Consider the following 25,780-nt stretch of genomic DNA (forward strand, 5'->3'; position numbering starts at 1 on the left):
GCGCCGGGCCGGCGTCCGGGGCCTCTCGCCTAGAGCGCGTCCGTGGGATCCGTGGGGCGGGAGTGCTGCCCCACGGATCCCGGCCCGGGCCCTGGCACCGGCTCGGCACCGGGATCCGGCCCGGCACCGGCACCGGCACCGGGATCGGGCACGGGCACGGCACCGGGCACGGCCTCGTCGGGGTCCTGTACCTCCCGCTGGTCGGGGTCCCGTACGTAGCGCAGGACGCCCCACATGCCGTGCTCGTCGGCGTGCGGGGCGTCGTTCCCGCACGCCTCCAGCTCCTTGCCGAGGGCCTCGGTGTCGATGGCGGAGCCGATGAGGACGAGTTGGGTGCGGCGCGGGTCGCCGGCCGGCCAGGGCTCGGGGTAGAAGCGCAGGAACCGGCCGACGGCGTGCACGGCGTACCGGTTGCGCGGGTCGTGGGGGCCGAATCCGACGTAGCCCTTGATCCGGTAGAGCCCGTCGGGGCGGCTGTCGAGGAACCGCATCAGCCGGCGGGGGTCCAGGGGCAGGTCGGAGGTGAAGGAGAGGCTGTCGTAGCCGGTGTGCAGGTGCCCGGCGGGGGCGGGCTCCGCGCACTCGTGCGGCGGGTCGTCGTGCAGATCGTCGAACGAGAGCTGCCCGACGCGCTCCCCGGCGGGGCGGCAGTCGAAGAGGAACTCGGGGTCGACGCGGCCGTAGCGGGCCGGGACGACGGCGGCCCCGTCGGCGAGGGACCGCACCAGCTCCACCAGCTTCTCGCCGTCGTCGGCCCGGTCGACCTTGTTGACGACGACGAGGTCGGCGAGCGCGAGGTGGCGGTCGATCTCGGGGTGCCGCGCCCGGGTGCCGTAAAACTCCGCGGCGTCGACCACCTCGACCAGGCCGCCGTAGACGACCGCGGGGTTCTCGCTGGCCAGCACCATGCGGACCAGCTCCTGCGGCTCGGCGAGCCCACTGGCCTCGATGACGACGACGTCGATCCCGGCGGCGGGCGCGGTGAGCCGGTCCAGATACAGATCGAGCTCACTGGCGTCGACGGCGCAGCACAGGCATCCGTTGCCGAGGGAGACGGTGGAGTCCCCGAGCGCGCCCGCGACCGCCATGGCGTCGATCTCGATGGCGCCGAAGTCGTTGACGATCGCGCCGATGCGGCTGCCGCCGCTGTGGTGCAGCAGATGGTTGAGCAGCGTGGTCTTGCCCGAACCGAGGAATCCGGCGAGCACGACGACCGGGATCTGCCGGGTACTCGTGCGGGGATCCGGTCGGGTGCCCGCACTCGGACTCGGCAGACGCGGGGTGGGCCCCGTACGCGGGCTCGGCTCACTCACCGTGCGACCTCTCTCACGCCGACGCGCGCCCCGGCTCGCACCTGTGACGCGCGGACCAACACTGAATGCCGACACAGGATACGAGCCGCGGGAAACCCGCCGGAGTGGACGATCGTCAGCAGCTCGCGCGGGGCGACGTCGGACATGGCGCCGGGCCGTGCGCCCCTCGCTGCCGCCGCCACTGCGGACCGGCCGCCGTTCAGGCCGCCGGCACCGTCACGGGCGCCCGAGGTCCGACGTACCGCGCGACCGGGCGGATGATCTTCGAGTCCTCCGCCTGTTCGAGGATGTTCGCGCTCCAGCCCACCACCCGTCCCGCGGCGAAGGTCGGGGTGAACATCTCGCGGGGCAGACCGCAGAGTTCCATGACCACGCCCGCGTAGAACTCCACGTTCGTGTGCAGTTCGCGGCCCGGTTTCAGTTCGGCCAGGATCGCCTCCACCCGGCGTTCCACCTCGACGGCGAACTCGACGCGCGGGCCGCCGAAGCGCCGGGCCGTCTCCCGGAGCATGCGGGAGCGGGGGTCCTCGGTGCGGTAGACCGCATGACCGAAACCCATGATGCGCTCGCCCGCGAGGACGCGTTCCCGGATCCAGGGGTCGATGCGGTCGGGCGTGCCGATGGCGTCGAGGGTGTCCAGTGCCCGGCTGGGCGCGCCGCCGTGGAGCGGTCCGGACAGGGCGCCGACTGCCCCCACCAGGCATGCCGCCACATCGGCGCCCGTCGAGGCGATGACCCGCGCCGTGAAGGTTGACGCGTTGAATCCGTGGTCAATGGTTGAGATCAAGTACTGCTCGACCGCACGGGCGCGCTCCGGGTCCGGCTCGGAACCCGTCAGCATGTACAGGTAGTTCGCCGCGTACGACAGGTCCTCGCGCGGCTCGACCGGCTCAAGACCCTTTCCCAGCCGATGCAGCGCGGTGAGCAGCGTCGGTACGGCCGCGCAGGCCGTCAGCGTGTCCTCGCGCCGCCGGTCCGGGTCGATGTCGTACACCGGGCGGAAGCCCTTCGCCGCGCCCAGCACGGACAGCGCCGTGCGCATCGCGGCGAGCGGGCCGGACCGGGCACTCGCGGCCGCGACGGCGGGCAGCGCGGCCCGGACCTCCTCGGGCAGCCGGCGCAGCGCCGCGGTCCGTGCGGCGAAGGCGGCGCCCGCCTCCGGAGCGGGCAGTTCCCCGTGCACCAAGAGGTGCCAGACGTCCTCGAAGCGGCGCGTCCGCGCCAGCTCGACGGCCGAGTACTGCCGGTAGTGGTAGAAGCCCTCGCGTCCGCGGACGTCACCGATTCGGGTGTCGGTGACCACGACTCCGGCGAGCCCCCTCGGTACGTCGACGAGCGTGGCTGCGGCTCTGTTGCTGGACATGTTCCTCCCTGAACTTGATTCGACTGTCCATGCTTGACTCATTAGCTGTCAATATTGATTGAATCAATACGCGACCGGACGGATACCGTGAGCCCCATGCGCGATCAAGAACCCGCCCCCGGCTCCGCGGAGCGGCGGCTGACCACCAGGGAGACGGCCGAACTGCTCGGTGTGAAGCCCGAGACCGTGTACGCCTATGTGAGCCGCGGTCAGCTGAGCAGCCGGCGTGCGCCGGGCGGCCGGGGCAGCACCTTCGACGCCCGTGAGGTCGAGACGCTCGCCCGCCGCAACAGGCGGGAGGGCGGCGGCGGTTCGGCGGCCACGGGCGGCGAACTGTCCGTACGCACCCGCATCACGCTCATCGAGAAGGACCGGTACTACTTCCGCGGCGTCGACGCGACCGCGCTGGCCGCCCGGCACACGTACGAGGAGGTCGCCGAGTGGCTGTGGACGGGGCAGCTGCGTCCCGGTGTCACGTTCACCGCGCCCGCCGCCTCCGTCGCCGTCGCCCGCCGCGCCGTGCACGCCCTGCCCGAGCACGCCGGGCCCACCGACCGGCTGCGGGTCGCCGCGATCGCCGCCGCGGCCGCGGACCCGCTGCGCTTCGACTTCTCTGAGGACGCGGTGCTCGGCACCGCCCGCATCCTCATCCCCACCCTCGTCGCCGCGCTGCCGCCGGCCCTCGGGGACCACCACGACGACGGTCCGCTCGCTCACCGCCTGTGGGCGCGGCTGAGCGGCCGCCCCGCCGACGACGTGTCGCTGCGCGCCCTCGACACCGCGCTGGCCCTGCTCGTCGACCACGATCTGGCCGCCTCGACGCTCGCCGTGCGCGTCGCCGCCTCCGCCCGCGCGCACGCCTACGCGGCGGTCTCCGCCGGGCTGGGCGTGATCGAGGGCCCGCTGCACGGCGCCGCCAGCGGGCTCGCCCACCGGCTGCTGCTGGAGGTGCTCGACCGTGGCTCGGCGGGCCCCGTGATCGCGGAGGAGCTCCGGGACGGCCGCCGCATCCCGGGGCTCGGCCACCGCCTCTATCCGGGCGAGGACCCGCGCGCGCGTGCGCTGTTCGAGATCCTGGAGGGCATCCCGGGCGCCGCCCCGGCCCTCGCGGCGGCCCGCGACATCGAGGCCACCGCGGCCCGCCGCGCCCCGCTGCACGCCAACGTCGACCTGGCGCTCGCCGTGCTCACCGCGTCCAGCGGAATGTCGTACACCGCGGGCGAGACGATCTTCGCCGTGGCCCGGACGGCGGGCTGGATCGCCCATGCCCTGGAGGAGTACGGGGAGCGTCCGCTGCGCATGCGCCCGAGTGGCCACTACGTGGGACCGCGGCCACCGCAACCGCTGCCGGAATAGATCACCCGCACGGTCGGGCGTCGCTCCGCTCCGAGTCAGGTTAGGCTCACCTGTGTGAGTACGTGCGCGACCGTCTCCCGGGATCACGCCGAGCCGCTGTCCGCCACCGCGGCCACGGCGACGACGTGGCTGCTCCTGGAGCAGCCCGGCCCATGGGGTGCCAAGGCGCTCACTTCGAGCCACCTGGACCCCGCCGTGGGCCGCGCGCTGGAGCGGGCCACGCGGGACACGGGCGTCCGTGTCGCGCTCATCCGCCGCCCCGGACGGCACGCCGACCGCCGTACTCCGTCCGTGCGGCGGGTGTACGTCGCCCACACCGTTCCGGGCAGGGTGTGGCTGCGCAGCGCCCTGACCGCCGACCCGGAACGGCTGCTCGACCTCGACTTCGCCGCGCTGGGCCGGGGCGATCACCACTCCTTCGACGTGGTTCTGGGGGGCCGGCCCCACACGGGCGACCCGCTCGCCCTCGTGTGCACCAACGGCAAGCGCGACCGCTGCTGCGCCCTGCTGGGCCGTCCGCTGGCGACCGAGCTCGCCGCCTCGGGAGTCGAGGGCGTCTGGGAGGTCACGCACCTCGGCGGCCACCGCTTCTCCCCCACGCTGCTGGTGCTGCCGTACGGATACGCCTACGGCCGGGCCGAGGCGCACGCCGTCAAGGACGTGCTGCACGCCGTGCGGGAGGGCCGGGTCGTGGTCGAGGGCTGCCGGGGCCGCACGGCCTGGGAGCGGCCCGCGCAGGCCGCCGAGCTGGCCGTGCGCGCGGCGACGGGCGAGGACGGGGCGGACGCGCTGACCGTCGTGCGCACCGAGCCGGCCGTCGTGGGCCCCGAAGGGTTCGCGCCCCGCTGGGAGGTGACCGTGGGCCATGCCGACGGACGCCGGTGGCGGGTGTCCGTGGCGCAGGGCGCCTCGCTGCCGCCCGGCCCCGAGAGCTGCGGCGCGTCGGTGCTGGGCACGCCCGGCCGGATGGACGTGGTGGCCCTGCGCGAACTGACGGCGGCTCGGCTCGCCGGCTGACTCCGTCGGACCACGCGGGGGCCGGCTCCCGCGCGGTCCCGTCGGCCGGCGACGGGGCACGAGATCCGCGCCACACCCCCTGGGGCGGCCCCCGCACTCCGACGTACCGTCATGGGCATGAGCACCCCTCCCCCCGCACGCCGCCGGCGCCTCGGCCTGCCCCGGCGGGTGTTCTCGCAGGTGCTGCTGATGCAGCTGGCGATCGCCGCGGGAGTGGCGGTGCTGGCGACCGGGCTGTTCCTCGCGCCGCTCAGCCATCAGCTGGACGACCAGGCGATGCGCCGCGCACTCGCCATCGCGCGGACCGTCGCCCAGGACCCCGAGATCGCGCGGGACGTGCAGAACACCGCCCCGACGGCTGACGGGCCCGTGCAGCGGGCGGCGGAGCGGATCCGGCTGGCCACGCGGGCGGAGTACATCGTCGTGATGGACTGGCGGGGCGTGCGCTGGTCGCACACCGACCCGCGGCGGATCGGCCGGCCCGTGTCGACCGACCCCACGGAGGCGCTGGCCGGCCGGGAGGTCATGGAGATCGACAAGGGCACGCTCGCCCGCTCCGCCCGCGGCAAGGTGCCGCTGTACGGCGCCGACCACGGCATCGTCGGGGCCGTCTCCGTCGGCATCGCGTACGACAGCGTCCGGGCCAGGCTGCTCCATGCCATCCCGGGCCTGCTGGCGTACGCGGGCGGCGCCCTGGCCGTCGGCGCGCTGGCCGCCTGGCTGATCTCCCGCCGGGTCCAGCGCCAGACGCGGGACCTGGCCTTCTCGGACATCGCGGCGCTGCTCGCGGAGCGCGAGGCGATGCTGCACGGGATCCGCGAGGGTGTCGTGGCGCTGGACCGCACCGGCCGCGTCCGGCTGCTCAACGACGAGGCGCGACGGCTGCTCGGCATCGGCGACGAGGCGGTCGGCCGGTCCCTCGACGAGGCCCTCGGCGCGGGCCGCACGACCGACGTCCTGGCGGGCCGGGTGACGGGCACCGACCTGCTCACCGTGCGCGGGCAGCGCGTCCTCGTCGCCAACCGCATGCCCACCGGTGACGGTGGCGCCGTGGCGACCCTGCGCGACCGCACCGAACTGGAGCAGCTGGGCCGCGAACTGGACTCCACACGCGGCCTGATCGACGCCCTGCGCGCCCAGGACCACGAGCACGCCAACCGGATGCACACCCTGCTCGGGCTGCTGGAACTGGAGATGTACGACGACGCCGTCGAGTTCGTCGGGGAGGTGGTCGGCGACCACCGGGCCACGTCGGAACAGGTCACCGAGAAGATCCAGGACCCGCTGCTCGCCGCCCTGCTGGTCGGCAAGGCGACCGTCGCCGCCGAGCGCGGGGTCGCGCTGTGGGTGTCGGACCGGACCCGGCTGCCGGACCGGCTGGTCGATCCCGGGGGGCTGGTGACGGTCGTCGGCAACCTGGTGGACAACGCGCTCGACGCGGTCGCCGCCACACCGCACGCGCGCGTGGAGGTCGAACTGCGCGCCGAGGGACGCACCGCCGTCCTCCGGGTGTGCGACACGGGGCCCGGCGTTCCCGCGGACCAGCGCGAGTTGATCTTCACGGAGGGCTGGTCGACCAAGCAGCCGCCGGCGCACGGCAAGCGGGGCATCGGCCTCTCCCTGGTGCGCAGGCTCGCCGAGCGGCAGGGCGGGAGCGTGTCGGTGGACGAGGCGGACGGCGGCGGCGCGCGGTTCACGGTCGTCCTGCCCGAGGCACTCGCCGAGCCGGGCCCTGAACCGGCGCCGGCCGCCGCCGAGGGCGCGGCCGGCAGTGCCGCCGGGGAGGAGCCGCGATGATCGAGGTCCTGGTCGTGGACGACGACACCCGGGTGGCGCGGGTGCACGCGGCCTATGTCGAGAAGGTGCCCGGCTTCCACGTGGCGGGCGAGGCGCACGGCGCGGCCGAGGCGCTGTGCCTGCTGGAGACGCTGCCACGGGTGGACCTGGTGCTCATGGACCACTACCTGCCCGACGGGACGGGCCTGGCGGTGGTCCAGGAGATGCGCCGGCGCGGTCACGTGCTCGACGTGATCATGGTGACGGCGGCCCGGGACCTGGCGACCGTGCAGGCGGCGATGCGGCACGGAGCCCTGCAGTACCTGGTCAAGCCGTTCGCCTTCGCGGGTCTGCGGGCCAAGCTGGAGGCGTACGCCCGGCTGCGGCGCACCCTGGACGGCGGCGGCGAGGCCGAACAGGCGCAGGTGGACCGGATCTTCGGGACGCTGTCCGCCGCGCCGGAGCCCGGACTGCCCAAGGGGCACTCCCCCGCCACCGCCGAACTCGTCCGCAGGTCCTTGATGAGCGCGCCCGTGCCGGTGTCCGCCCAGGAGATCGCGGAGCGGACCGGGGTGAGCCGGCAGACCGCGCAGCGTTATCTGAAACTGCTGGAGCGTACGGGGCGGGCACGGCTGACCCTGAAGTACGGCGACGCGGGCCGCCCGGAACACCGTTACGTGTGGGCGACCCGCGCCTGAGGGCACGGCCCGTGGGGGCGGGGGGAAGGGACCGTGCCCCCCTTGCATACGGATGTCAGCCCGCGGCCTTCTCGGCGAACTCCGTCGTGTACGTCTTGCCGAGGTCGATCTTGGCGTTCTTGATGTTCGGGTTGAACGCCTTGAGGACCTTCTCGACCGTCTGCGGTCCGTCGGCCGGCATGATGCCGTCCTTGGTGAACATCGGCAGCGTGCTCTTGATCGCCTGGGCGTAGAGCGCCTTGTCGCCCTGGGAGTAGTCGGCGGGCATCTTGGCGGCGATCTCCGAGGCGCTGTGCGTGGACATCCACGTGAGCGTCTTGACGAACGCATTGACCAGCTTCTGGACGGTGTCCTTGTGGCTGTTGACCCAGTCCGTCTGCATGTACAGGCTTGACGACGGGTACGGCCCACCGAGTGCCTGCTGCGAACCCTCGGGCGTCCGCATGTCGACGAGGACCTTCCCCGCCTTCTTGTCCAGGATCGTCGCGACGGTCGGGTCGGTGGTCATACCGCCGTCGATGGCGCCCTTCTGGAGCGCGGAGATGAAGGTCGGTCCGGCGCCGACGGCCACCGGGGTGAACTCGCTGACCTTGACCCCGTTCTTGACCGCGAGGTACTTGGTGAGGAAGTCGGTCGAGGAGCCGAGGCCGGTGACGCCCAGCTTCTTCCCCTTGAAGTCCTTGGGCGAAGTGATCGCGCCCGCCGCCTTGTTGGAGACGACCTCGACCTCGCCGGGCGCGTGGGAGAACTGGACGACGGACTCGACCGACTTCCCCTTCACCTGCAGGTCGAGGGTGTGGTCGTAGAAGCCGACGGCGCCCTGGACCTGGCCGGAGACGAGCGCGGTCTCGGCCTGGACGCCGGCGGGCTCGCTCAGCAGCTGGACGTCCAGGCCCTCCGCGGAGAAGTAGCCGAGCCGCTGGGTGAGCATCGCGGGCAGGTAGATGACCTTGTCCAGGCCCCCGACCATGATCTTGACGTGCTCGCCCTTGCCGCCGCCCGAGCCGCTGCCGGAGTCGGACGTCGAACTGGCCGCGTCGTTGGCGCAGGCGGTGAGGGAGGTGAGGGCGAGCAGGCCGGCGGCGGCCGACGCGGCGAGTCTGGCGTTCTTGCGCATGGGAGTTCACGTCCTTGTGAGAGGCGGTGCGGGCGGGAGAAACGCTGATGATGCGAACTGCGGTACGGGAGGGGTTCGTTCAGTCCCCGGAGCCGGCGGGCTTCCAGCGGAAGATGCGGCGCTCGGCGAAGGTGAGCAGCCCTTCGGCGAAGAGGGCGACCACGGCGAGGATCACCATCGCGGCGTACACACCGGCCGCGTTGAACGTGCCCTGGGACTGCGCGACGAGCAGGCCGATGCCCTTGGTCGCGCCGATGTACTCTCCGACGATCGCGCCGATGAGGGCGAAGCCGAAGCTGACGTGGAGGCTGGTGAAGATCCAGGAGGTGGCGGACGGGACGACGACCTGAAGGGTCACCCTGCGGTCGCCGGCACCGAGGATCCGAGCGTTGGCGACCAGGTTGCGGTCGACCTCCCGGGCGCCCTGGAAGGCGTTGAAGAACACCGGGAAGAAGACCAGGACCACGGCGGAGGCGACCTTGGAGGCCGGTCCCAGCCCGAACCAGATCACGAAGATCGGGGCGAGCACGATCCTCGGTATGGAGTTGAGCACCTTGATGTAGGGGCCGAGGACATCGGCGAGGAAGGCGACGCGGCCGAGCGCGATGCCGAGGACCACACCGGCCACGACGCCGAAAAGCCAGCCGAGGAGCGCCTCGTGCAGGGTGTACCAGATCTGCTCGCCCAGCGAGCCGAGCGCCGTGCCGTGGGTGACCCAGGTCCAGATCTGGTCCCAGATCTTCGAGGGCATCGAGAAGTTGAACGGGTCGATGATCTTGGCCCGGGAGAGCGCCTCCCACAGGCCGAGCACGCCGACCAGGAGCAGGACCCGCATGGTGGTCACGATCGCCCTGCGGCGGCGCGCGGCGCGGGCCCGGGAGTGCGCGCGGTCCGGCGTCTTGGCCGTGTCGACGACGGGCGTGGTGAGGACCTCAGGCGACATGGGCGGCACCCCTCTCACGGGTGATGCGGACCTCTTCGCCGAGGGACTCCCAGATCTCGCGGTAGATCTCGATGAACCGCGGCTCCAGCCGCACCTCCTCGACCTTGCGCGGCCGGGGCAGGTCGATGTCGAAGACGTGCTTCACCGTCGCGGGACCGGCGGTCATCACGACGACCTTGTCGGCCAGCGCGATGGACTCCTCCAGGTCGTGGGTGACGAAGACGACCGAGGCGCCGGTGCCCTCCCACAGCTCCAGCAGCTCGTCCGACATCAGCGCCCGGGTCTGCACGTCGAGAGCCGAGAACGGCTCGTCCATCAGCAGGATCTCGGGGTCGTTGACGAAGGTGGCGGCGAGGGCGACGCGCTTGCGCTGGCCGCCGGAGAGCTGATGCGGGTAGCGGTCCTCGAAGGCGCCGAGGCCGACCCGGGCCAGCCAGGCGCGCGCCTTCTCCTTCGCCTCCGCCTTCGGTACACCGCGGAAACGCGGGCCGGCCATCACGTTGGACAGCACGGTCCGCCAGGGGAAGGTGGCGTCCTGCTGGAAGACGAACCCGACCTTGTCGCCGACACCGCGAACCGGTGTGCCGGCGACCAGCACCTCGCCCTCGCTGGGCTCCTCCAGGCCGCTGACCAGGGTCAGCGTGGTCGACTTGCCGCAACCGGTGGGGCCGACGACGGCCACGAACTCACCGCGTGCCACGGTGAGGTCGAGGCCCCTGACGGCCGTGTGCAGGCCCCCTGACGGGGTCCTGAACGTCTTGCTGGCGCCCCGCAGTTCGATGGCGGGGCTGGTGTCTGCGCTCATGGCCGGGACGGTAGGTGTGGTGCGGGCCACAGCAGCAGTCTTCTGGGCGCAAGCCGTTCTTTTGCTCGCAAGCACCTGTTGTGCTCGTTTTGCTCGCGCTACAACAACGGAGCCGAACACGGGCTCGACGCTCGCCAAGGCCTTGAGGGAGAGAGGCCCGATGATTGACGTCCTGGTGGTCGACGACGACTTCCGTGTCGCCGAGATCAACGCCAAGTACGTGGGAAAGGTTCCCGGTTTCCGGGTGACCGCCCGCGCACACAGTGCCGCGCAGGCCCTGACCGCCGTCCAGCGCGGCGGCATCGACCTGGTCCTGCTCGACCACTACCTGCCCGACCGGACGGGTCTGCAACTCGTCCATCACCTGCGGGAACAGGGCCATGGCGCCGACGTCATCATGATCACCGCGGCAGGCGACGTGGCGACCGTGCAGCAGGCGATGCGCCTGGGCGCGCTGCACTACCTGGTCAAACCCTTCACCTTCGCCGCGCTGCGCACCCGCCTGGACTCCTACGCGGCCCTGCGCCGCACCGTCGACCGCGTCGGCGGCCGGGGGGTGGCCGGGCAGGAACAGGTGGACCGGATCTTCGGTGCCCTGCGCACCGGCCCCGCGCCGTCCTCCCCGGGCCTGCCCAGCGGTCACTCGGAGCCGACCACGGATCTGATCTGCGGCGTCCTGCACCGGGCCGGCGGACCCCTGTCGGCGCACGAGGTGGCCGCGGAGACCGGCCTGAGCCGCTCCACGGCCCAGCGCTACCTCCGCCACCTGGAACAGGCCGGACGTCTGCGCCTCTCCCTCAGATACGGCGACACGGGCCGCCCCGAACACCGGTACGCGTGGGTGGCGCCGTAACCCGGCACCCGGACACCACGACGGGACGCCACCGGCTCACCGGGCCTGATCAAGGCGCTTTCAGCGCCTTCCCGCGCCCTTGATCCGTCGGAGACGGCGTCTACACGGCTCCCGCGCCGGTCAGCGACCGCACCTCCGTCTCCGCGTGCTTGGCCTCGTCCGGCAGTTCGGCGGAGGTGACGGTGCCCAGCCAGCCGGCGAGGAAGCCCAGCGGGACGGAGACGATGCCCGGGTTCTGCAGCGGGAAGTACTGGAAGTCGACCCCCGGGAACAGCGAGTCGGGACTGCCGGACACCACCGGCGACAGCACGACGAGCACCAGCGCCGGCACCAGCCCGCCGTACACGGCCCATACGGCGCCGCGCGTCGTGAAGCCCCGCCAGAACAGCGAGTAGAGCAGCACGGGCAGGTTCGCGGAGGCGGCGACGGCGAAGGCGAGGCCCACCAGAAAGGCGACGTTCAGATCGCGGGCGAGCAGACCGAGCCCGATCGCGACCACGCCGACACCGACCGCGGCGACCCGCGCCACGGCGACCTCGCTGCGCTGCCGGGCGCCCCGGCGGCGCAGGGAGGCGTACAGGTCGTGGGCCACCGACGCCGAGGAGGCGAGAGTGATCCCGGCGACCACGGCGAGGATCGTGGCGAAGGCGACGGCGGCCACCACCGCGAACAGCACCGTGCCCCCCGTGGAGTCCGCGCCGCCACCGAGGTCGAGGGCGAGCAACGGAACCGCGGTGTTCCCGGCCGTGTTGGAGCCCCGCACGGCCGCGGGGCCGACGATCGCGGCCGCCCCGAAGCCGAGGACGATCGTCATCAGGTAGAAGCCTCCGATGAGTCCGATCGACCAGATGACCGACCGGCGGGCGGCCCGCGCCGTCGGCACCGTGTAGAACCGGGACAGGATGTGCGGCAGTCCGCCCGTGCCCAGCACCAGGGCAAGTCCGAGACTGATGAAGTCCAGGCGGGCCGTCCAGTCGCCGCCGTACTTCAGGCCGGGGGCCAGGAAGGCGTCCCCGTGGCCGCTGCGCTCGGCGGCGGTGAGCAGCAGGCGGTCGATGTCGCCGTGGAACCGGACCAGGACGAGCACGGTCAGCACGACGGTGCCGCCGAGCAGCAGGACCGCCTTGACGATCTGGATCCAGGTGGTGGCCCGCATCCCTCCGAACGACACGTAGACCACCATCAGGGCTCCGACGCCGATGACCGTCCAGGCCTGCGCCCCCTGGCCGGTGCGCCCGAGGAGCAGCGCCACCAGGCTGCCCGCGCCCACCATCTGCGCCACCAGATACAGAACGGACACGGTGACCGACGAGGTTCCGGCCGCGATCCGCACCGGCCGCTCGCTCATCCGGGCCGCGATGACGTCGGCCAGGGTGAACCGCCCGCAGTTGCGCACCAGTTCGGCGACCAGGAACAGCACGACCAGCCAGGCCACGAGGAAGCCCACCACGTACAGCATCCCGTCGTAGCCGAACAGTGCGATGAGACCGGCGACACCCAGGAAGGACGCCGCCGACATGTAGTCGCCGGCGATGGCAAAACCATTTTCCATGGGCGAGAAGAGCCGGCCGCCCGCGTAGAACTCCTCCGCCGACCCGTGCCGGTGACGGCTCACCCAGGTCGTGATCCCCAGCGTGACGGCGACGAACGTGCTGAACAGCAGGAGCGCCAGGGTCTGATGGTTGTCCGTCACGAGACCCCGCCCCGCACACCACGCGTCAGTTCCTGGGTGTCCCAGCGCAGTTCCAGCGCGGCCCGGTCCCGGCGCAGCCGCGCGTGCCGCGCGTAGGCCCAGGTGAGGAGGAACGTGCTGAGGAACTGGCCGAGCCCCGCCAGCATCCCCACGTTCACCGCGCCCAGCACCGGTCGCGCCATGAGACCGGGCGCCGCCGTCGCCGTCACCACGTACCCCACGTACCAGGTGAGGAAGACCGCGACCGCGGGCACCACGAACCTCCGGTACCGGCCGCGCACCTCCCGGAACGCCGCGCTGCGCTGCACCTCGAGATAGACGACGGCCGCCGCGCCGACGGCGCCGCCGCACTGATCCTCCCGGCGCGCCCCCGGCACCGGTGCGGCCGGGACGGGCACTCCGTCCCCCTCACCCCACCCGGAGGCCAGCGCGTCGTACCAGGGGTCCCGATACCTCATGTCTCCGGATGACGAATCCTGGCCCCCGTGGCTCTCGACCACGTTCTCGGGACCTTCACCGCCACCGCGGGAACGACCATTGCTTGACTGCATGTCCAAGGATGGACAGAACGGGAAGATCCCCGACTTCTCTTCGCCGTCCTCTTCACCCCATTAGGTGATCGGCCGGGTCGGTGGCCGGACCAGGCCCTTCGCATAGGCGTACCGCACCGCCTGCGCACGGTCCTTGAGGCCCGTCTTGGCGAACAGGTTGTTGATGTGGGTCTTCACGGTGGCGGTCGAGACGTGCAGTCGGCGGGCGATCTCCTGGTTGCTCAGGCCGTCGGCGATGAGCTCCAGCACTTCGGTCTCCCGCACGGTGAGTCCGTCCGGCGCCGCGGCCGGGACGGCGGGCGGGGGCTGCGCCTCGGCCAGACGCTCCAGCAGGCGCCGCTGGATGCCGGGTGACAGTCCGGCGTCCCCGGACAGCACGCTCTGCACGGCCCGGACGATCTCGTCCCCGCCGGCGTCCTTGGTGAGGTAGCCGCGGGCTCCCGCTGCGAGAGCGGGGAACAGGGAGTCGTCGTCCGCGAACGTCGTGAGGATCACCACCTGCGTCCCCGGATGTTCCGAGCGGATCCGCCGGGTGGCCTCCACTCCGTCGCAGCGGGGCATGCGCAGGTCCATCAGGACCACGTCCGGGGCCAGCTCGGCGACGAGCTCCACCGCCTCGTCCCCGTCGCCCGCTGACCCGACGACCTCGATCCCGGGCAGCAGCCCGAGCAGCATCACGATGCCCTCCCGGACGACGGTCTGGTCGTCCGCCACGACGACCCGCGCGGTCCTCTCCCCGGGCTCCTCCGTCATACCGGCACCTTCAGCGTCACCGCGAAACCCTCCTCGTGCGGCCCTGCCTCCAGCGAGCCGCCCAGCAGCTCGGCACGCTCCCGCATGCCCAGCAGACCGTACCCCCCTCCGGATCCGGTCAGTTCCCCCGGCGTGCCGCCCGTGTCCCGCACGGCGAGGGTGACTTGGTGCTCGCCGTAGTCCAGCCGCACCCGGACCCGGGCGCCCGGGGCGTGCTTGCGGGCGTTGGTCAGCGCCTCCTGGGCGACCCTGCGCACGGTCTGCGAGGCCTCGGCCGGCAGCGGTCTGCGTTCACCCGTGACGGTGACATCGGCACCGTCGTTCATCCCCACGAGCCCGTTGAGGAAGTCCTCCAGCGGGGTCAGCTCCCCGCGCAGGGCGGACAGCGCCTGCCGGGTCTCGGAGAGGCCGTCGCGCGCCATGCCCCGCGCCGCCACCACTCGTTGGAGGATCTGCTCCCGGTCGGCACCCCGCTCGATCAGCAGTCGGGCGGCCTCCAGGTGCACGAGCTGCGCCGAGAGGCTGTGAGCGAGCACGTCGTGGATCTCCCGGGCGATCCGGGCCCGCTCCGCCAGCGCCGCCGACTCCGCCTCCGCGGCCCGCGCCGCCCGCTCCTGGACGAGCAGCCGCTGGGCCTGCCCCTGAGCCTCCGCGTCGAGACGCAGGACGTATCCGGCCAGGGCCAGGCCCGCGGTCGTGGCGGCGGTGGTCAGCCACGGGTCGCTGTCGACCGCCGCGTATGTCGCGAGGGCTGCCGACGCCACCGGCAGGGCGGCGGCCAGGGGCAGCCGCTCCAGCGAGACCACGGCGCAGCCGCACCAGAGGACCAGAGCCGGCACCCGGAAGCCGGTCACCTGTGCCACCACCCCGATCGCCATGAGCACCGCGACCAGAGCGAGGGACGGCCGGAGTCGGTGAGCGAGCGTGGTGCGGAAGAAGGCCCAGGAGGCCAGGGCGGCCGCCAGCAGGCCCGCCGCCGCCCCGGCCGCGGCCCAGCCGTGGACGTGACTTCCGGTGAAGACGCCCCACAGCAACATGCCCAGGACCAGCAGCCTCGCGAACAGCGCCAGGAACCGCCGCGCCCGGGAGATCCCCGCGCGTCCGAGCGCCTCGCGCGAGGGCCAGCGCGTCCAGACGTTCTCCGTCACACGCGCTCCTTCCACGCGGGCCGCGGCATGCCGTCACGGTACGCCGCGGTACGGACGTCGGCCGTGGCGCGGAGGGCGGACGGGACACGGAGGGCGGACGGGACACGGAGGTCGGACTTGGCGAGGGCCCGTGTTCGCAAGGCCAGGACGGCGGAGCGGGCCAGCAGCGTCCCCGCCAGGGCGAGGGTCACGGCGGAACTGTTCTGACGCACGCCCAGCAGCACGCCGAGTCCGAAGAGGCCACCGCGCACGGCGATGCCCGCGATCCAGACGGCCGCGCCGGCCCTGCCGCTCCTGGTCCATATGGTGCCGTCCGCCTCCACCCATGTACGGGTGGTCCAGGCCCAGCCGACGCCGACGGCGAGGCCGACGGCGACCTCGGCGGCGAGGAGCGCGACGGACTCGGTGCGGTGGCGGACGTCGAGCATGCCGGGACCGCGCAGCGCGACGACCGCGAGGATCGCGGGCAGGAGCCACCAGCGCCGGTCGGCGTCGAATCGGCGGGCGCGGCACTGCCGCGAGATCACCAGGGCGGCGACGACCACGATCACCAGCGCGTTGGCCAGCCCGGACATCGGAGCCTCCGTGAACGGAAGGGGATGCCGACGGCCGAGTGCCGCCGACGCCTTCGACGCTACGGAAATCGGTGGGCCGCGTGATCGGAGCCGGGGTGGACCACGGGTGGATCACGGGTGGAGCCCGAGACACCGCGCCTCTCCACCCGCGGGTGGAGGCCGGAGGAGGGAGACTCCCCCGGCACCCGCACCCGCACCCGCACCCGCACCCGCACCCGCACCCGCACCCGCCGAGCGGAGCCGCTACGCGTCGATGCGTGAGCGGTCCAGCGTCGCCGCCGAGCTCGCGATGAACTCCTTGCGGGGTGCCACGTCGTTGCCCATCAGGAGGTCGAAGACCTGCTCCGCGGACTCCAGGTCGGAGAGGTTGATCCGGCGCAGGGTGCGGTGGCGCGGGTCCATGGTCGTCTCGGCCAGCTGGTCGGCGTCCATCTCACCGAGGCCCTTGTACCGCTGGATCGAGTCCTTGTAGCGGATGCCCTTGCTCTGGAACTCCAGCAGCTTGTCGCGCAGCTCGCGGTCCGAGTACGTGTAGACGTACTTGTCCTGGCCCTTCTTCGGCTGGATCAGTTCGACGCGGTGCAGCGGCGGCACCGCGGCGAACACCCGGCCCGCCTCGACCATGGGTCGCATGTAGCGGTGGAAGAGCGTGAGCAGCAGGGTGCGGATGTGGGAGCCGTCCACATCGGCGTCGGTCATCATGATGATCTTGCCGTAGCGGGCCGCGTCCAGGTCGAAGGTCCGGCCGGAGCCCGCTCCTATCACCTGGATGATCGCACCGCACTCGGCGTTCTTCAGCATGTCCGTCACGGACGACTTCTGGACGTTGAGGATCTTGCCGCGGATCGGCAGCAGTGCCTGGAACTCGGAGTTCCGCGCGAGCTTCGCCGTACCGAGGGCCGAGTCTCCCTCGACGATGAAGAGCTCGCTGCGGTCGACGTCGTCGCTGCGGCAGTCGGCGAGCTTGGCGGGCAGCGAGGAGGACTCCAGGGCCGTCTTGCGGCGCTGTGCGTCCTTGTGCTGCCGAGCGGCGATGCGCGTGCGGGCGGCGGCGACGGCCTTCTCCATGACCACGCGGGCCTGCTGGGCCGCGTCGCGCTTGGTGGAGGTCAGGAACGCCTTGAGTTCCCTGCTGATCACGGTGTTCACGATCCGGCGGGCCGCCGAGGTGCCGAGGACCTCCTTGGTCTGGCCCTCGAACTGCGGCTCGGCGAGGCGGACCGTGACGACCGCGGTGAGGCCCTCGAGGGCGTCGTCCTTGACGATGTCGTCCTCGGCGACGCGCAGCAGCTTCTTGGCGCGCAGCACCTCGTTCATCGTCTTGGCGACGGCCTGCTCGAAGCCGGCGACATGGGTGCCTCCCTTGGGGGTGGCGATGATGTTGACGAAGGACCGGAGGGTCGTCTCGTAGCCGGTTCCCCAGCGCAGCGCGACGTCCACGCCGAGCTCACGGGTGACCTCGGTGGGCGTCATCTGGCCATGGTCGTCGAGGACCGGGACCGTCTCCTTGAAGGTGCCGTGCCCGGTGAAGCGGAGGACGTCGCAGACGGGCCTGTCACTGGCCAGGTACTCGCAGAACTCGCTGATGCCGCCGTCGTAGCGGAAGGACTCCTCGCCCTTGCTGCCACCCTCGCCCAGCCCGTACTCGTCGCGGACCACGATGGTCAGGCCCGGCACCAGGAAGGCGGTCTGGCGGGCTCGCTGGTGCAGGTTCTCCAGGGAGAGCTTGGCGTCCTTGAGGAAGATCTGCCGGTCGGCCCAGTAGCGCACCCGGGTGCCGTTACGGGTCTTGGGGATCTTCTTGGCCTTCCGCAGGCCCCCCTTGGCCTCGAACCTGGCGTCGGGCCCGTTGCCGGTGAACGCGCCGGGGACGCCGCGCCGGAAGCTGATGGCGTGGGTGTGGCCGCCGCGGTCCACCTCGACGTCGAGGCGGGCGGACAGGGCGTTGACCACGGAGGCGCCGACGCCGTGCAGACCGCCGGAGGCCGCGTACGAGCCGCCGCCGAACTTGCCGCCCGCGTGCAGCTTGGTCATGACGACCTCGACGCCGGACATCCCGGTCTTGGGCTCGACGTCGACCGGGATGCCCCGGCCGTTGTCCCGCACCTCGACGGAGCCGTCGTCGTGCAGGATCACGTCGATGTGGTCGCAGTAGCCGCCCAGGGCCTCGTCCACGGAGTTGTCGATGATCTCCCACAGGCAGTGCATCAGACCGCGGCTGTCGGTCGAGCCGATGTACATGCCCGGGCGCTTGCGTACGGCCTCGAGCCCCTCGAGGACGAGCAGGTGCCGCGCGGTGTAGTTGGAACCGTCCCGGTCTGCTCCTGCCAGCAGAGCTGTGGACGGCACGGACGTCTCGGCGGTCACGCGGTTCGCTCCTCGCTGAATTTCGAGTGGGCCCTGCGGGGTGAGGGCGCGGCATCGGTAGCCGCTCAGAGGGTACCGAGGCCTGGTAGAGCCCTTGCAACGCAACCCTCGGCTGAGACCCAGAGTAGTAGAGAGTCGTATGGATGTTCGATCCTTCGATGGAGTGAAGCACGAATCACGTTCCCTTCCAGGCATGAACCATTTAGGCTCCGGGCACGTCCTCATGAACAACCGGCAACCCGGCCGGGAGGACCGATCCATGACCGACCGCGCGAAACCGTAAGACACACAGAAACGCAATACGGCACATTCGCCGCCAAACCGGCAGCAGCCGACGTCTCGGAAGGGTTTTTCGAGAAAAAGCCACGAGCGGGAACGTTTGGGGCTGGTTGGATGTTGACCCTGGTACGACAGCTCGTCGAGCTAGAGAAGAGGCGACGTGACTACTGTTCTGACCCCCGCGAGCCCGCTGACGGCCGCTGACCGCTGCGACCGTTGCGGCGCCCAGGCGTACCTGCGCGTCGTCCTGGCGAGCGGCGGCGAACTGCTCTTCTGCGCCCACCACGGTCGCAAGTTCGAGCCGGAACTCAAGAAGATCGCCGCTGAGATACAGGACGAGACGGAGCGCCTCACCACCGTTCCCGCTTCAGCGTCCGAGGATGAGCGCTGACATCTCGCACGACGAGCCACCGCCGGCCAGGCCGGCGAACGGGCGGCCACTCCTCACTCAGGAGCGGCCGCCCGTCCACGTGGCCGTCGCGCCCGGGGCGTCCATGATCCGTCGATCACCGTCGCGCCCCGCTGATCCCCGTCAGCCCCGGCGGGATCCGTGCGGCGTCCTGTTCTTGCCGGTGAACGCGCTCAGCGTACGTACGACCTCGGACACGCGCGTGTAGACCCCCGGGCTTCCCAGCCGCCCACAGCCGCTCCCCCAGGACACGAGGCCCACCAGCCGCCCCTCGGCGACCAGCGGCCCGCCGCTGTCCCCCTGGCAGGCGTCCTTTCCCCCCTCCTTCTCCCCCGCGCACAGCATGGTCTGCGGCAGGTAGGTGCCGTCGATACCGCCCGGGTACGCCTGTCGGCACTGGGCGTCGGGCAGGATGTGCACGCCGGCGGCGTGCAGGGTATGTGGATACGCCCCGTTGCCGGTGGTGTCCCCCCAGCCGTAGACCGCCGCCCCGGTGCCCGGTGTGTACGCCGGGTCGCCCGGGCCTGCCATCGCGATGACCGAACTCTGGGGCAGCGGCTCATCGAGGGAGAGCACGGCGAAGTCGCCGGCGTTCGTGGCACCGTCGTAGCCCGGATTGATCCAGACGCTGCGTACGGAGACTTCCTTGCCCTCGTCCGAGAGCAGATCCGTACGCCCTGTGATGACTTTCAGATCGGGTGTCGGTGGCGCGCCGACGGCCTCCTTGGCCATGCAGTGGGCGGCCGTCAGCACGGTGGCCCGACCGATGGCCACACCTCCGCAGAACTGTCCGGCGCGGGTACCCCCGAACCGGTCACGGCTGGACAGCGCCACCGCCCACGGACTCACGGACACATCTACGGGAGTACCGCCGACGACCACGCCGTCGGCGGCCGCCGGGGAGGCGTTCACCAGCGGTATCGCGGCCGTGGCTGCCGCCATGACCAGCGGCCGGGCCAGTGCCCGGGCAATACGGCTTCGCATGCACACTCCTCACTCCTGGGCAGTCGTCGAACACCCAGAGTGATCCAGAGCGCCGCGGGCCGCAGCACGAAGGCCCGGCGCCCCCTGAGGGGAACCGGGCCTTCGGAGCCGTACGGCTGCGACCTAGTCGAGGTAGTCGCGCAGCACCTGCGAACGCGACGGGTGGCGCAGCTTCGACATGGTCTTGGACTCGATCTGGCGGATGCGCTCACGCGTGACACCGTAGACCTTGCCGATCTCGTCGAGGGTCTTCGGCTGACCGTCGGTGAGACCGAAGCGCATGGAGACGACGCCCGCCTCGCGCTCGGACAGGGTGTCGAGGACCGAGTGCAGCTGCTCCTGCAGCAGTGTGAAGCTGACCGCGTCGGCCGGGACGACCGCCTCGGAGTCCTCGATGAGGTCACCGAACTCGCTGTCGCCGTCCTCGCCCAGCGGGGTGTGCAGCGAGATGGGCTCGCGGCCGTACTTCTGGACCTCGATGACCTTCTCCGGGGTCATGTCGAGTTCCTTGGCCAGCTCCTCCGGGGTGGGCTCGCGACCCAGGTCCTGGAGCATCTGGCGCTGCACGCGCGCGAGCTTGTTGATGACCTCGACCATGTGCACCGGGATACGGATGGTGCGGGCCTGGTCGGCCATGGCGCGGGTGATCGCCTGGCGGATCCACCAGGTGGCGTACGTGGAGAACTTGTAGCCCTTGGTGTAGTCGAACTTCTCGACCGCGCGGATCAGACCGAGGTTGCCCTCCTGGATGAGGTCCAGGAAGAGCATGCCGCGGCCGGTGTAGCGCTTGGCCAGGGAGACCACCAGACGGAGGTTGGCCTCCAGGAGGTGGTTCTTGGCGCGGCGGCCGTCCTCGGCGATGATCTCCAGCTCGCGCTTGAGCTTGGGGGCGAGCTTGTCGGCGTTGGCCAGCTTGTCCTCGGCGAACAGGCCGGCCTCGATGCGCTTGGCGAGCTCGACCTCCTGCTCGGCGTTGAGCAGGGGGACCTTGCCGATCTGCTTGAGGTAGTCCTTGACCGGGTCGGCGGTGGCGCCGGCCGCGGCGACCTGCTGGGCGGGGGCGTCGTCCTCGTCCTCGTCGGAGAGCACGAAACCGGCGCTCTCGGCACCCTCGGGCTCGTCAGCGGCCTTCGGGGCGTCCTCGAGGGCCTCCTCTTCGAGGAGCTCCGCGTCGTCCTTCTTGGCGGCGGTGGTCTTCTTCGCCGCCGTCTTCTTGGCGACGGTGGTCTTCTTCGCCGCTGCCTTCTTGGCGGCGGTCGTCTTCTTGGCGGCGGCCTTCTTGGGGGCGTCGTCCTCGACGGGCGCGTCGGCGGCGGGCTCCGCCGGCGTGGCGGTGGCGGTGGCCTTCCTGGTGGCCACCGTCTTCGCCGCGACCGTCTTGGTGGCGGTGCGCTTGGCCGGACTCTTCGCTGCGACGCTCTTTCGGGTGCGCTTGTTGGGCTCCGCGGCACTGACCATCAGCGTCACACCCTCTTCCTCGAGGATCTGGTTGAGGCTGCGCAGTACGTTCTTCCACTGAGTGGCCGGAATCTGGTCAGCTTCGAAGGCCCGACGCACATCGTCGCCGGCGATCTGCCCCTCAGCCTTTCCCCGCTCAATGAGCGCCATGACAGAGACGGACTCGGCGATCTCCGGCGGGAGCGTACGGGATGTGCTGGCCGACACGAACAACCTCTCGGAACGTTGGAAAACGGCTTCCGGCCCCGTCCACGACGGACAGGAGCCGACCACCGGCCTGGGGACGGGCCGACGGCGCGGGCGGGGGCCGGGAAGAGGCACAGCGCCGTGAACGGCGTCCGTATTCCTCCGCGGCTGTCACCTCTTAGGTCATCGCGCTGTCTCCACGAGCGTTACGCCCAATCTGCGTGGCCCGAGTCACACCCCGTAAGCACTCAAGAACGGTCAGATGTGGGCAATTGGGGTCACCTGTGTCGCTGACCGGACTCTACCTGCGGACTTCACCACGGGAGCCGCACCGCCGAGCCGCTTCCGCGCCGCTCGCCGCACACGCGCCGTTCGTTCCCGGCCGATCGCCACGCCGCCCGGTCGCTCTCGACCGTCGCTCGCGGACCTCGCCGGATGCACAAAGGATTCGGCGAGGTCCTGCGAGCGGCGCTCCGGCGCCTCGGTGGGGCCGCGGGGACGATGCAGCCGGCCGTGCCGTCCGCTCGAGAGGACGGCAGAGCCCGGCCGTGTCGTCTCCGCGCGGGTCAGTGCTCGCGCGGCGCGGGGACGACGCGCTCGACCTCGGGGTGCACCGTGAGCAACTGGCGCATGGCGGCCTCCGCCGCCGCGCCGTCGCCCGTCGCGAGCGCGTCGACGATCCGCGCGTGCTGCGCCAGAGTGGTCTCGTTCGGCCGCTCGCAGCCCGTGACGGGGCCGCCGGAGACCTGGAGGGCGGCGGACACGATGCCGGAGAGGTGCTCCAGCATGCGGTTGCCCGCGATCTGGATGAGCAGCGTGTGGAACTCGGCGTCCGCGCGGGAGAACGTGAGCGCGTCGCCCTGCCCCAGGGCGTGCCCCATGATCTCGACCATGTCGGCGAGGCGCTGCTGGACGTCCTCGCGCCCGTGCCCGGCGGCGAGGCGCGCGGCGAGCGGCTCGATCGTCCAGCGCAGCTCGCTGAGCTCGCGGCGCTGGTCGTCGCGCTGCGGCCCGAAGGCCCGCCACTCGATGATGTCGGGGTCCAGCAGGTTCCAGTCGCTGACCGGGCGTACCCGCGTGCCCACGTTCGGGCGGGCGCTGACCAGGCCCTTTGCCTCCAGCACGCGGAGGGACTCGCGGACGACGGTGCGGGAGACCTCGAAGCGCTGGCCGATCTCCTCGGGCACGAGCGGGCGGTCCGCGCCCAGGTCCCCGGAAACGATCATCTGACCCAGCTGCTGGACGAGTTGGCCGTGCAGTCCGCGGCCGCGGCTGCCCGTGGCACGCCGGCCCACCCGGCCCAGCTCCGGGTCCGGCCCCTCCCAGGAGGGGGCGCCGACGCGATCGGGGACGGGCGCCTCGGCGTAGGGGTAGCGGTCGAGTCCGCCCGGGCCGACGAGGCCGGAGTCTGAGGAGCGGGCGGCGGTCATCATGGTGTGCGCAAGGGTACTCACGGATCCTTTGTCGGCGCCGCCTCCAACTCCCTTGAGGTCTTTGGTGAAAAGCACACGAAAGGGTGATCGCTCACTCCGTCGCAATTGACGCCTTATCGAAAAGAAATGAGCACCCCTCGGGAAGTTGTGCCCGCGGGACGACCGAAAAGACGCGCAGGGCGGTCATCCGATCCTGCTTCGCAGGGTCGTCAGCAGGTAGGCGCACAACAGCGTGGCCAGCGACAACGTCAGTGCGCCGCCCACAGGTTGGGCGATCACCTGGACCGCAGCGGCAACAAGGCGGTCCCCTCCGAAGGGCCACTGCAGCAGGAACGATTCGCGAAGCCGCTGGGGGAAACCGGCGGCGGTCCGGGCCGTGGCCCCCGCCAAGACCTTCTCCACCAGGGGCACGGCGAGCACCGGCACGGCGAGCACCGCGGCGAGCCCGGCCGTGGTGGACCGGAACAGACCGGCGGCCAGTACGCCGGCCCAGGCGCACCCGACCACGAGGCCGACCCAACTCACCGCCGGGGAGAGCCAGTCTCCGGGAACCTGGGTGAGTTCCCGTCCGTAGACGAGGTAGAGCACTTCGGCGTCACAGCCCACCGTGAGGAAGGCCAGCAGCAGCGCGGATGCGGCCGCGACGAGGAGTTTCGCGGTGAGCAGTCCCAGCCGGCGGGGCACGGAGCCACGGTCGGCGGCGAGGGCGGGGTGGCGGAACTCGTCGCCGAAGGAGAGGGCGCCCAGCAGGCCGGCGGCGAGCGCCGCGGGCGGCAGGGGGAACTGCTGCGGCCACGCGGCGAGCAGGCGCGGCTGGGGCGTGTGACCGAGTCGGCCCAGGACCAGGGCCGTGAGGGCGGAGGTGACGAGGGCGGCGGCACCGATGACGAAGCCCGTGCTGATCCCGGCGGCGCGGCGCAACTCGTAGCGGAGGGGACGCAGGGGGCGGGGACCGGGCCGGACGGCGATGGGAGGCGGCAGGGGGGAGGAGAGAGCGGACGCTGCGGCCTCGGCCGGGCGCGGGGTCGGAATCGAGGGCTGCCCGGACGCCGTGCCGGACGCGCCGTCGGCCCCGCGGGTGGTGGGCGCGCCTTCCGTGGACCGCGCCGTGGCGGGATCGCCCTTGCTCCCGGGGCGCACGACAGCGGAGGGGGGCGCGGGGCGCTTGGTCGCGGGTGCGTGCGCGGACACGCGCCCGGGATGCCCGGCCGCGGACGAATTCACGGCACGCTCGCTCGCGGACGAGCCCGCGGGACGCCCGGCCGCGGGTGAGTGCCCGGGGTGGCCAGGCTTCGATGACTGCGCCGGCGTGGCGGTCGCGGACGAGTCCTGGGGACGGACGGCTGCGGGGGTGCCCACGGAAGGGGCTTCCGCGGGGTGGGAGGCGCTGGAGGGACCTGCGGGCCGACGGGCCGCGGGGGTGTGTTCGGAGCGGTCCGCGGCGGAGACGTCCTGAAGGGGGGCCGTGGAGCAGGCGCTCTGGGCCGGCGCTGTCCCCGGCGCGCCGGCGGCAGCGGCCCTGTCGGACGCGCCCTCGGCGTGAGTGGCGACGGACGCCAGATCGGCGGGGGCCGGGGAGGCCTCGTCGCCGGAGCGGGCGGCGGCGGCCGGGGACGCGTCCTCGGTCACCGGCGTGCCCGCTTCGGCAGCAGAGCGCCGGGGGGTCGGCTGCTCCGGGGCGGGTACGACGTTCACGGGGGCCTTTCGCTGCCCGGTGGCCGTCGGCGTCGGCGTCGGCGAGGACTGGAGCTCCCCGCGGGCCGCTGCGCCGTCCGAGGGCGCCGTATCGGCACCTGGGCCCATGTCCCCCACTTCGTCCGCCAGTTGGTGGATGAGGATGCCGTGGCGGAACGCCGTCTCGCCGATGGCGGCGCACGTGCTGCCGTAGACGGACAGACGATTGCCCTCCTCCCGTACGACCTCCACGGAGTGGCGGCCGGTGCGGGCCTCCTTGGTCAGGGCGGCCGCGAGGCGGGTGGCGTGCGGGCTGCGGACTGCGACCCGGGGGCGCAGCCGGGTGCGGGCGAAGTCGGCGGCCTCCTGGTCGGCGACCAGGCTCCCCCGGGCGAGTGTGACGACGCGGTCGGCCGTGCGCGCCGCCTCCTTGGAGTCGGCCGTGGTGTACAGGACCGTGCCGCCCTGGGTCGCGTGGGCTCGGAGCATGCCGTGGAACCAGCGGGCTTCGCGGGGGGAGAGCCCGGCGGCCGGGTCGTCGAGCACGAGCGTGTGCGGGTCGGAGAGCAGGGCGCAGGCCAGGCCCAGGCGGCGGTCCATACCGCGCGAGAGGGTGCCCAGCCGCTCTTCGCGCAGGCTGACGAGCCCGACGACCTCCAGCACTTCGTCGGCACGCCGCGTCGGCAGGCCCGCCGCGGCGCAGAGCATGCGCAGGTGACCGCGGACCGTTCGGGCGGGGTGGCCCGGGACATCGCCCAGAAGGACCCCGACCTCGCGTGACGGGTGGGCGATGCGGTGCAGGGGGCGCCCCTTGAAGTAGGTGATGCCGCGGCCCCGTTGGAGTTCGAGCATGAGTCTGAGCGTCGTGGTCTTGCCCGCGCCCGGCGTTCCGAGGAGCACGGTGACACGGCCCGCGTGCGCTTCGAAGGAGACGTCGTCGACGGCGGGCGGAAGGTCCTTGCGGGAGTTGCTGGTCAATCCGAAGGCCTGGATCACCCGCAGCAAGATAGCGCGTTATGTCGGTTTTTT

Annotated in this window: 21 protein-coding genes; 6 read left to right on the forward strand and 15 right to left on the reverse strand. The window is 72.0% G+C overall.

Annotation, left to right across the window (positions count from 1 at the left end; translation table 11 throughout):
* Window positions 1-29 precede the first annotated feature (29 nt).
* Window positions 30-1,274 carry a CobW family GTP-binding protein gene (locus ACF1A5_RS25245; protein ID WP_392195224.1) on the reverse strand — a complete coding sequence of 415 codons (1,245 nt, stop codon included), beginning with the start codon at window positions 1,272-1,274 and terminating at the stop codon, window positions 30-32.
* Between the two features lie 238 nt (window positions 1,275-1,512).
* Window positions 1,513-2,676: a citrate synthase/methylcitrate synthase gene (locus ACF1A5_RS25250; RefSeq protein WP_392195139.1), complete on the reverse strand. Its 1,164-nt coding sequence runs from the start codon at window positions 2,674-2,676 to the stop codon at window positions 1,513-1,515.
* A gap of 96 nt (window positions 2,677-2,772) precedes the next feature.
* Between ACF1A5_RS25250 and ACF1A5_RS25255 the strand changes: the two genes are divergently transcribed.
* The 4 genes from ACF1A5_RS25255 (at window position 2,773) to ACF1A5_RS25270 (ending at window position 7,523) form a co-directional block, all read left to right on the forward strand.
* Window positions 2,773-4,032 carry a citrate/2-methylcitrate synthase gene (locus ACF1A5_RS25255; RefSeq protein ID WP_392195140.1) on the forward strand — a complete coding sequence of 420 codons (1,260 nt, stop codon included), beginning with the start codon at window positions 2,773-2,775 and terminating at the stop codon, window positions 4,030-4,032.
* A gap of 54 nt (window positions 4,033-4,086) precedes the next feature.
* A complete protein-coding gene (locus tag ACF1A5_RS25260) occupies window positions 4,087-5,049 on the forward strand; it encodes a sucrase ferredoxin (RefSeq protein ID WP_392195141.1) in 963 nt (320 codons plus the stop codon).
* Window positions 5,050-5,166: 117 nt separating this feature from the next.
* Window positions 5,167-6,846, forward strand: a complete 1,680-nt coding sequence (locus tag ACF1A5_RS25265; RefSeq protein WP_392195142.1) for an ATP-binding protein — start codon at window positions 5,167-5,169, stop codon at window positions 6,844-6,846.
* Complete coding sequence (locus tag ACF1A5_RS25270) at window positions 6,843-7,523, forward strand: response regulator (RefSeq protein WP_392195143.1); 681 nt, start codon at window positions 6,843-6,845, stop codon at window positions 7,521-7,523. Before ACF1A5_RS25265 ends, ACF1A5_RS25270 begins: the two co-directional genes overlap by 4 nt.
* Before the next feature lie 55 nt (window positions 7,524-7,578).
* Here the strand turns inward: ACF1A5_RS25270 and ACF1A5_RS25275 are convergent, their stop codons facing one another.
* The 3 genes from ACF1A5_RS25275 to ACF1A5_RS25285 form a co-directional block, all read right to left on the reverse strand.
* A complete protein-coding gene (locus ACF1A5_RS25275) occupies window positions 7,579-8,640 on the reverse strand; it encodes an ABC transporter substrate-binding protein (protein ID WP_392195144.1) in 1,062 nt (353 codons plus the stop codon).
* A 79-nt stretch (window positions 8,641-8,719) separates the two neighbouring features.
* On the reverse strand, window positions 8,720-9,583 hold the full coding sequence (locus ACF1A5_RS25280; RefSeq protein WP_392195145.1) for an ABC transporter permease: 864 nt from the start codon (window positions 9,581-9,583) through the stop codon (window positions 8,720-8,722).
* Entirely contained in the window at window positions 9,573-10,388 is an 816-nt protein-coding gene (locus tag ACF1A5_RS25285; RefSeq protein WP_392195146.1) for an ABC transporter ATP-binding protein, read from the reverse strand. Before ACF1A5_RS25285 ends, ACF1A5_RS25280 begins: the two co-directional genes overlap by 11 nt.
* A gap of 160 nt (window positions 10,389-10,548) precedes the next feature.
* Here ACF1A5_RS25285 and ACF1A5_RS25290 point away from each other — a divergent pair, with 160 nt between their 5' ends.
* The gene (locus ACF1A5_RS25290) at window positions 10,549-11,241 is read left to right on the forward strand and encodes a response regulator (protein WP_392195147.1); all 693 of its coding nucleotides are present in this window, start codon (window positions 10,549-10,551) and stop codon (window positions 11,239-11,241) included.
* Between the two features lie 100 nt (window positions 11,242-11,341).
* On the opposite strand, the gene ACF1A5_RS25295 is transcribed toward ACF1A5_RS25290, so the two are convergent.
* From ACF1A5_RS25295 to ACF1A5_RS25320, 6 genes are all read right to left on the reverse strand, one after another.
* On the reverse strand, window positions 11,342-12,934 hold the full coding sequence (locus tag ACF1A5_RS25295) for a cation acetate symporter (protein ID WP_392195148.1): 1,593 nt from the start codon (window positions 12,932-12,934) through the stop codon (window positions 11,342-11,344).
* Window positions 12,931-13,485, reverse strand: a complete 555-nt coding sequence (locus ACF1A5_RS25300; RefSeq protein ID WP_392195149.1) for a DUF485 domain-containing protein — start codon at window positions 13,483-13,485, stop codon at window positions 12,931-12,933. Before ACF1A5_RS25300 ends, ACF1A5_RS25295 begins: the two co-directional genes overlap by 4 nt.
* Window positions 13,486-13,545: 60 nt before the next feature.
* On the reverse strand, window positions 13,546-14,238 hold the full coding sequence (locus ACF1A5_RS25305) for a response regulator (RefSeq protein WP_392195150.1): 693 nt from the start codon (window positions 14,236-14,238) through the stop codon (window positions 13,546-13,548).
* Window positions 14,235-15,386: a sensor histidine kinase gene (locus ACF1A5_RS25310; RefSeq protein WP_392195151.1), complete on the reverse strand. Its 1,152-nt coding sequence runs from the start codon at window positions 15,384-15,386 to the stop codon at window positions 14,235-14,237. The genes ACF1A5_RS25305 and ACF1A5_RS25310 overlap by 4 nt, the downstream gene beginning before the upstream one ends.
* The gene (locus tag ACF1A5_RS25315; RefSeq protein ID WP_392195152.1) at window positions 15,383-15,961 is read right to left on the reverse strand and encodes a DUF1453 domain-containing protein; all 579 of its coding nucleotides are present in this window, start codon (window positions 15,959-15,961) and stop codon (window positions 15,383-15,385) included. Before ACF1A5_RS25315 ends, ACF1A5_RS25310 begins: the two co-directional genes overlap by 4 nt.
* Window positions 15,962-16,204: 243 nt before the next feature.
* Complete coding sequence (locus ACF1A5_RS25320) at window positions 16,205-18,328, reverse strand: type IIA DNA topoisomerase subunit B (protein WP_392195153.1); 2,124 nt, start codon at window positions 18,326-18,328, stop codon at window positions 16,205-16,207.
* Between the two features lie 439 nt (window positions 18,329-18,767).
* Between ACF1A5_RS25320 and ACF1A5_RS25325 the strand changes: the two genes are divergently transcribed.
* Complete coding sequence (locus tag ACF1A5_RS25325) at window positions 18,768-18,998, forward strand: hypothetical protein (RefSeq protein ID WP_392195154.1); 231 nt, start codon at window positions 18,768-18,770, stop codon at window positions 18,996-18,998.
* A gap of 141 nt (window positions 18,999-19,139) precedes the next feature.
* Here ACF1A5_RS25325 and ACF1A5_RS25330 read toward each other — a convergent pair whose 3' ends face one another.
* From ACF1A5_RS25330 to ACF1A5_RS25345, 4 genes are all read right to left on the reverse strand, one after another.
* A complete protein-coding gene (locus tag ACF1A5_RS25330) occupies window positions 19,140-20,000 on the reverse strand; it encodes a S1 family peptidase (protein WP_392195155.1) in 861 nt (286 codons plus the stop codon).
* 123 nt (window positions 20,001-20,123) lie between these two features.
* A complete protein-coding gene (locus ACF1A5_RS25335) occupies window positions 20,124-21,665 on the reverse strand; it encodes an RNA polymerase sigma factor (protein WP_392195156.1) in 1,542 nt (513 codons plus the stop codon).
* Window positions 21,666-22,210: 545 nt separating this feature from the next.
* Window positions 22,211-23,098, reverse strand: a complete 888-nt coding sequence (locus ACF1A5_RS25340) for a FadR/GntR family transcriptional regulator (RefSeq protein WP_392195157.1) — start codon at window positions 23,096-23,098, stop codon at window positions 22,211-22,213.
* 162 nt (window positions 23,099-23,260) lie between these two features.
* Window positions 23,261-25,747 carry an ATP-binding cassette domain-containing protein gene (locus ACF1A5_RS25345; RefSeq protein WP_392195158.1) on the reverse strand — a complete coding sequence of 829 codons (2,487 nt, stop codon included), beginning with the start codon at window positions 25,745-25,747 and terminating at the stop codon, window positions 23,261-23,263.
* Window positions 25,748-25,780 lie beyond the last annotated feature (33 nt).

Source organism: Streptomyces sp. NPDC014864 (assembly GCF_043081525.1).
Lineage (GTDB): Bacteria > Actinomycetota > Actinomycetes > Streptomycetales > Streptomycetaceae > Streptomyces.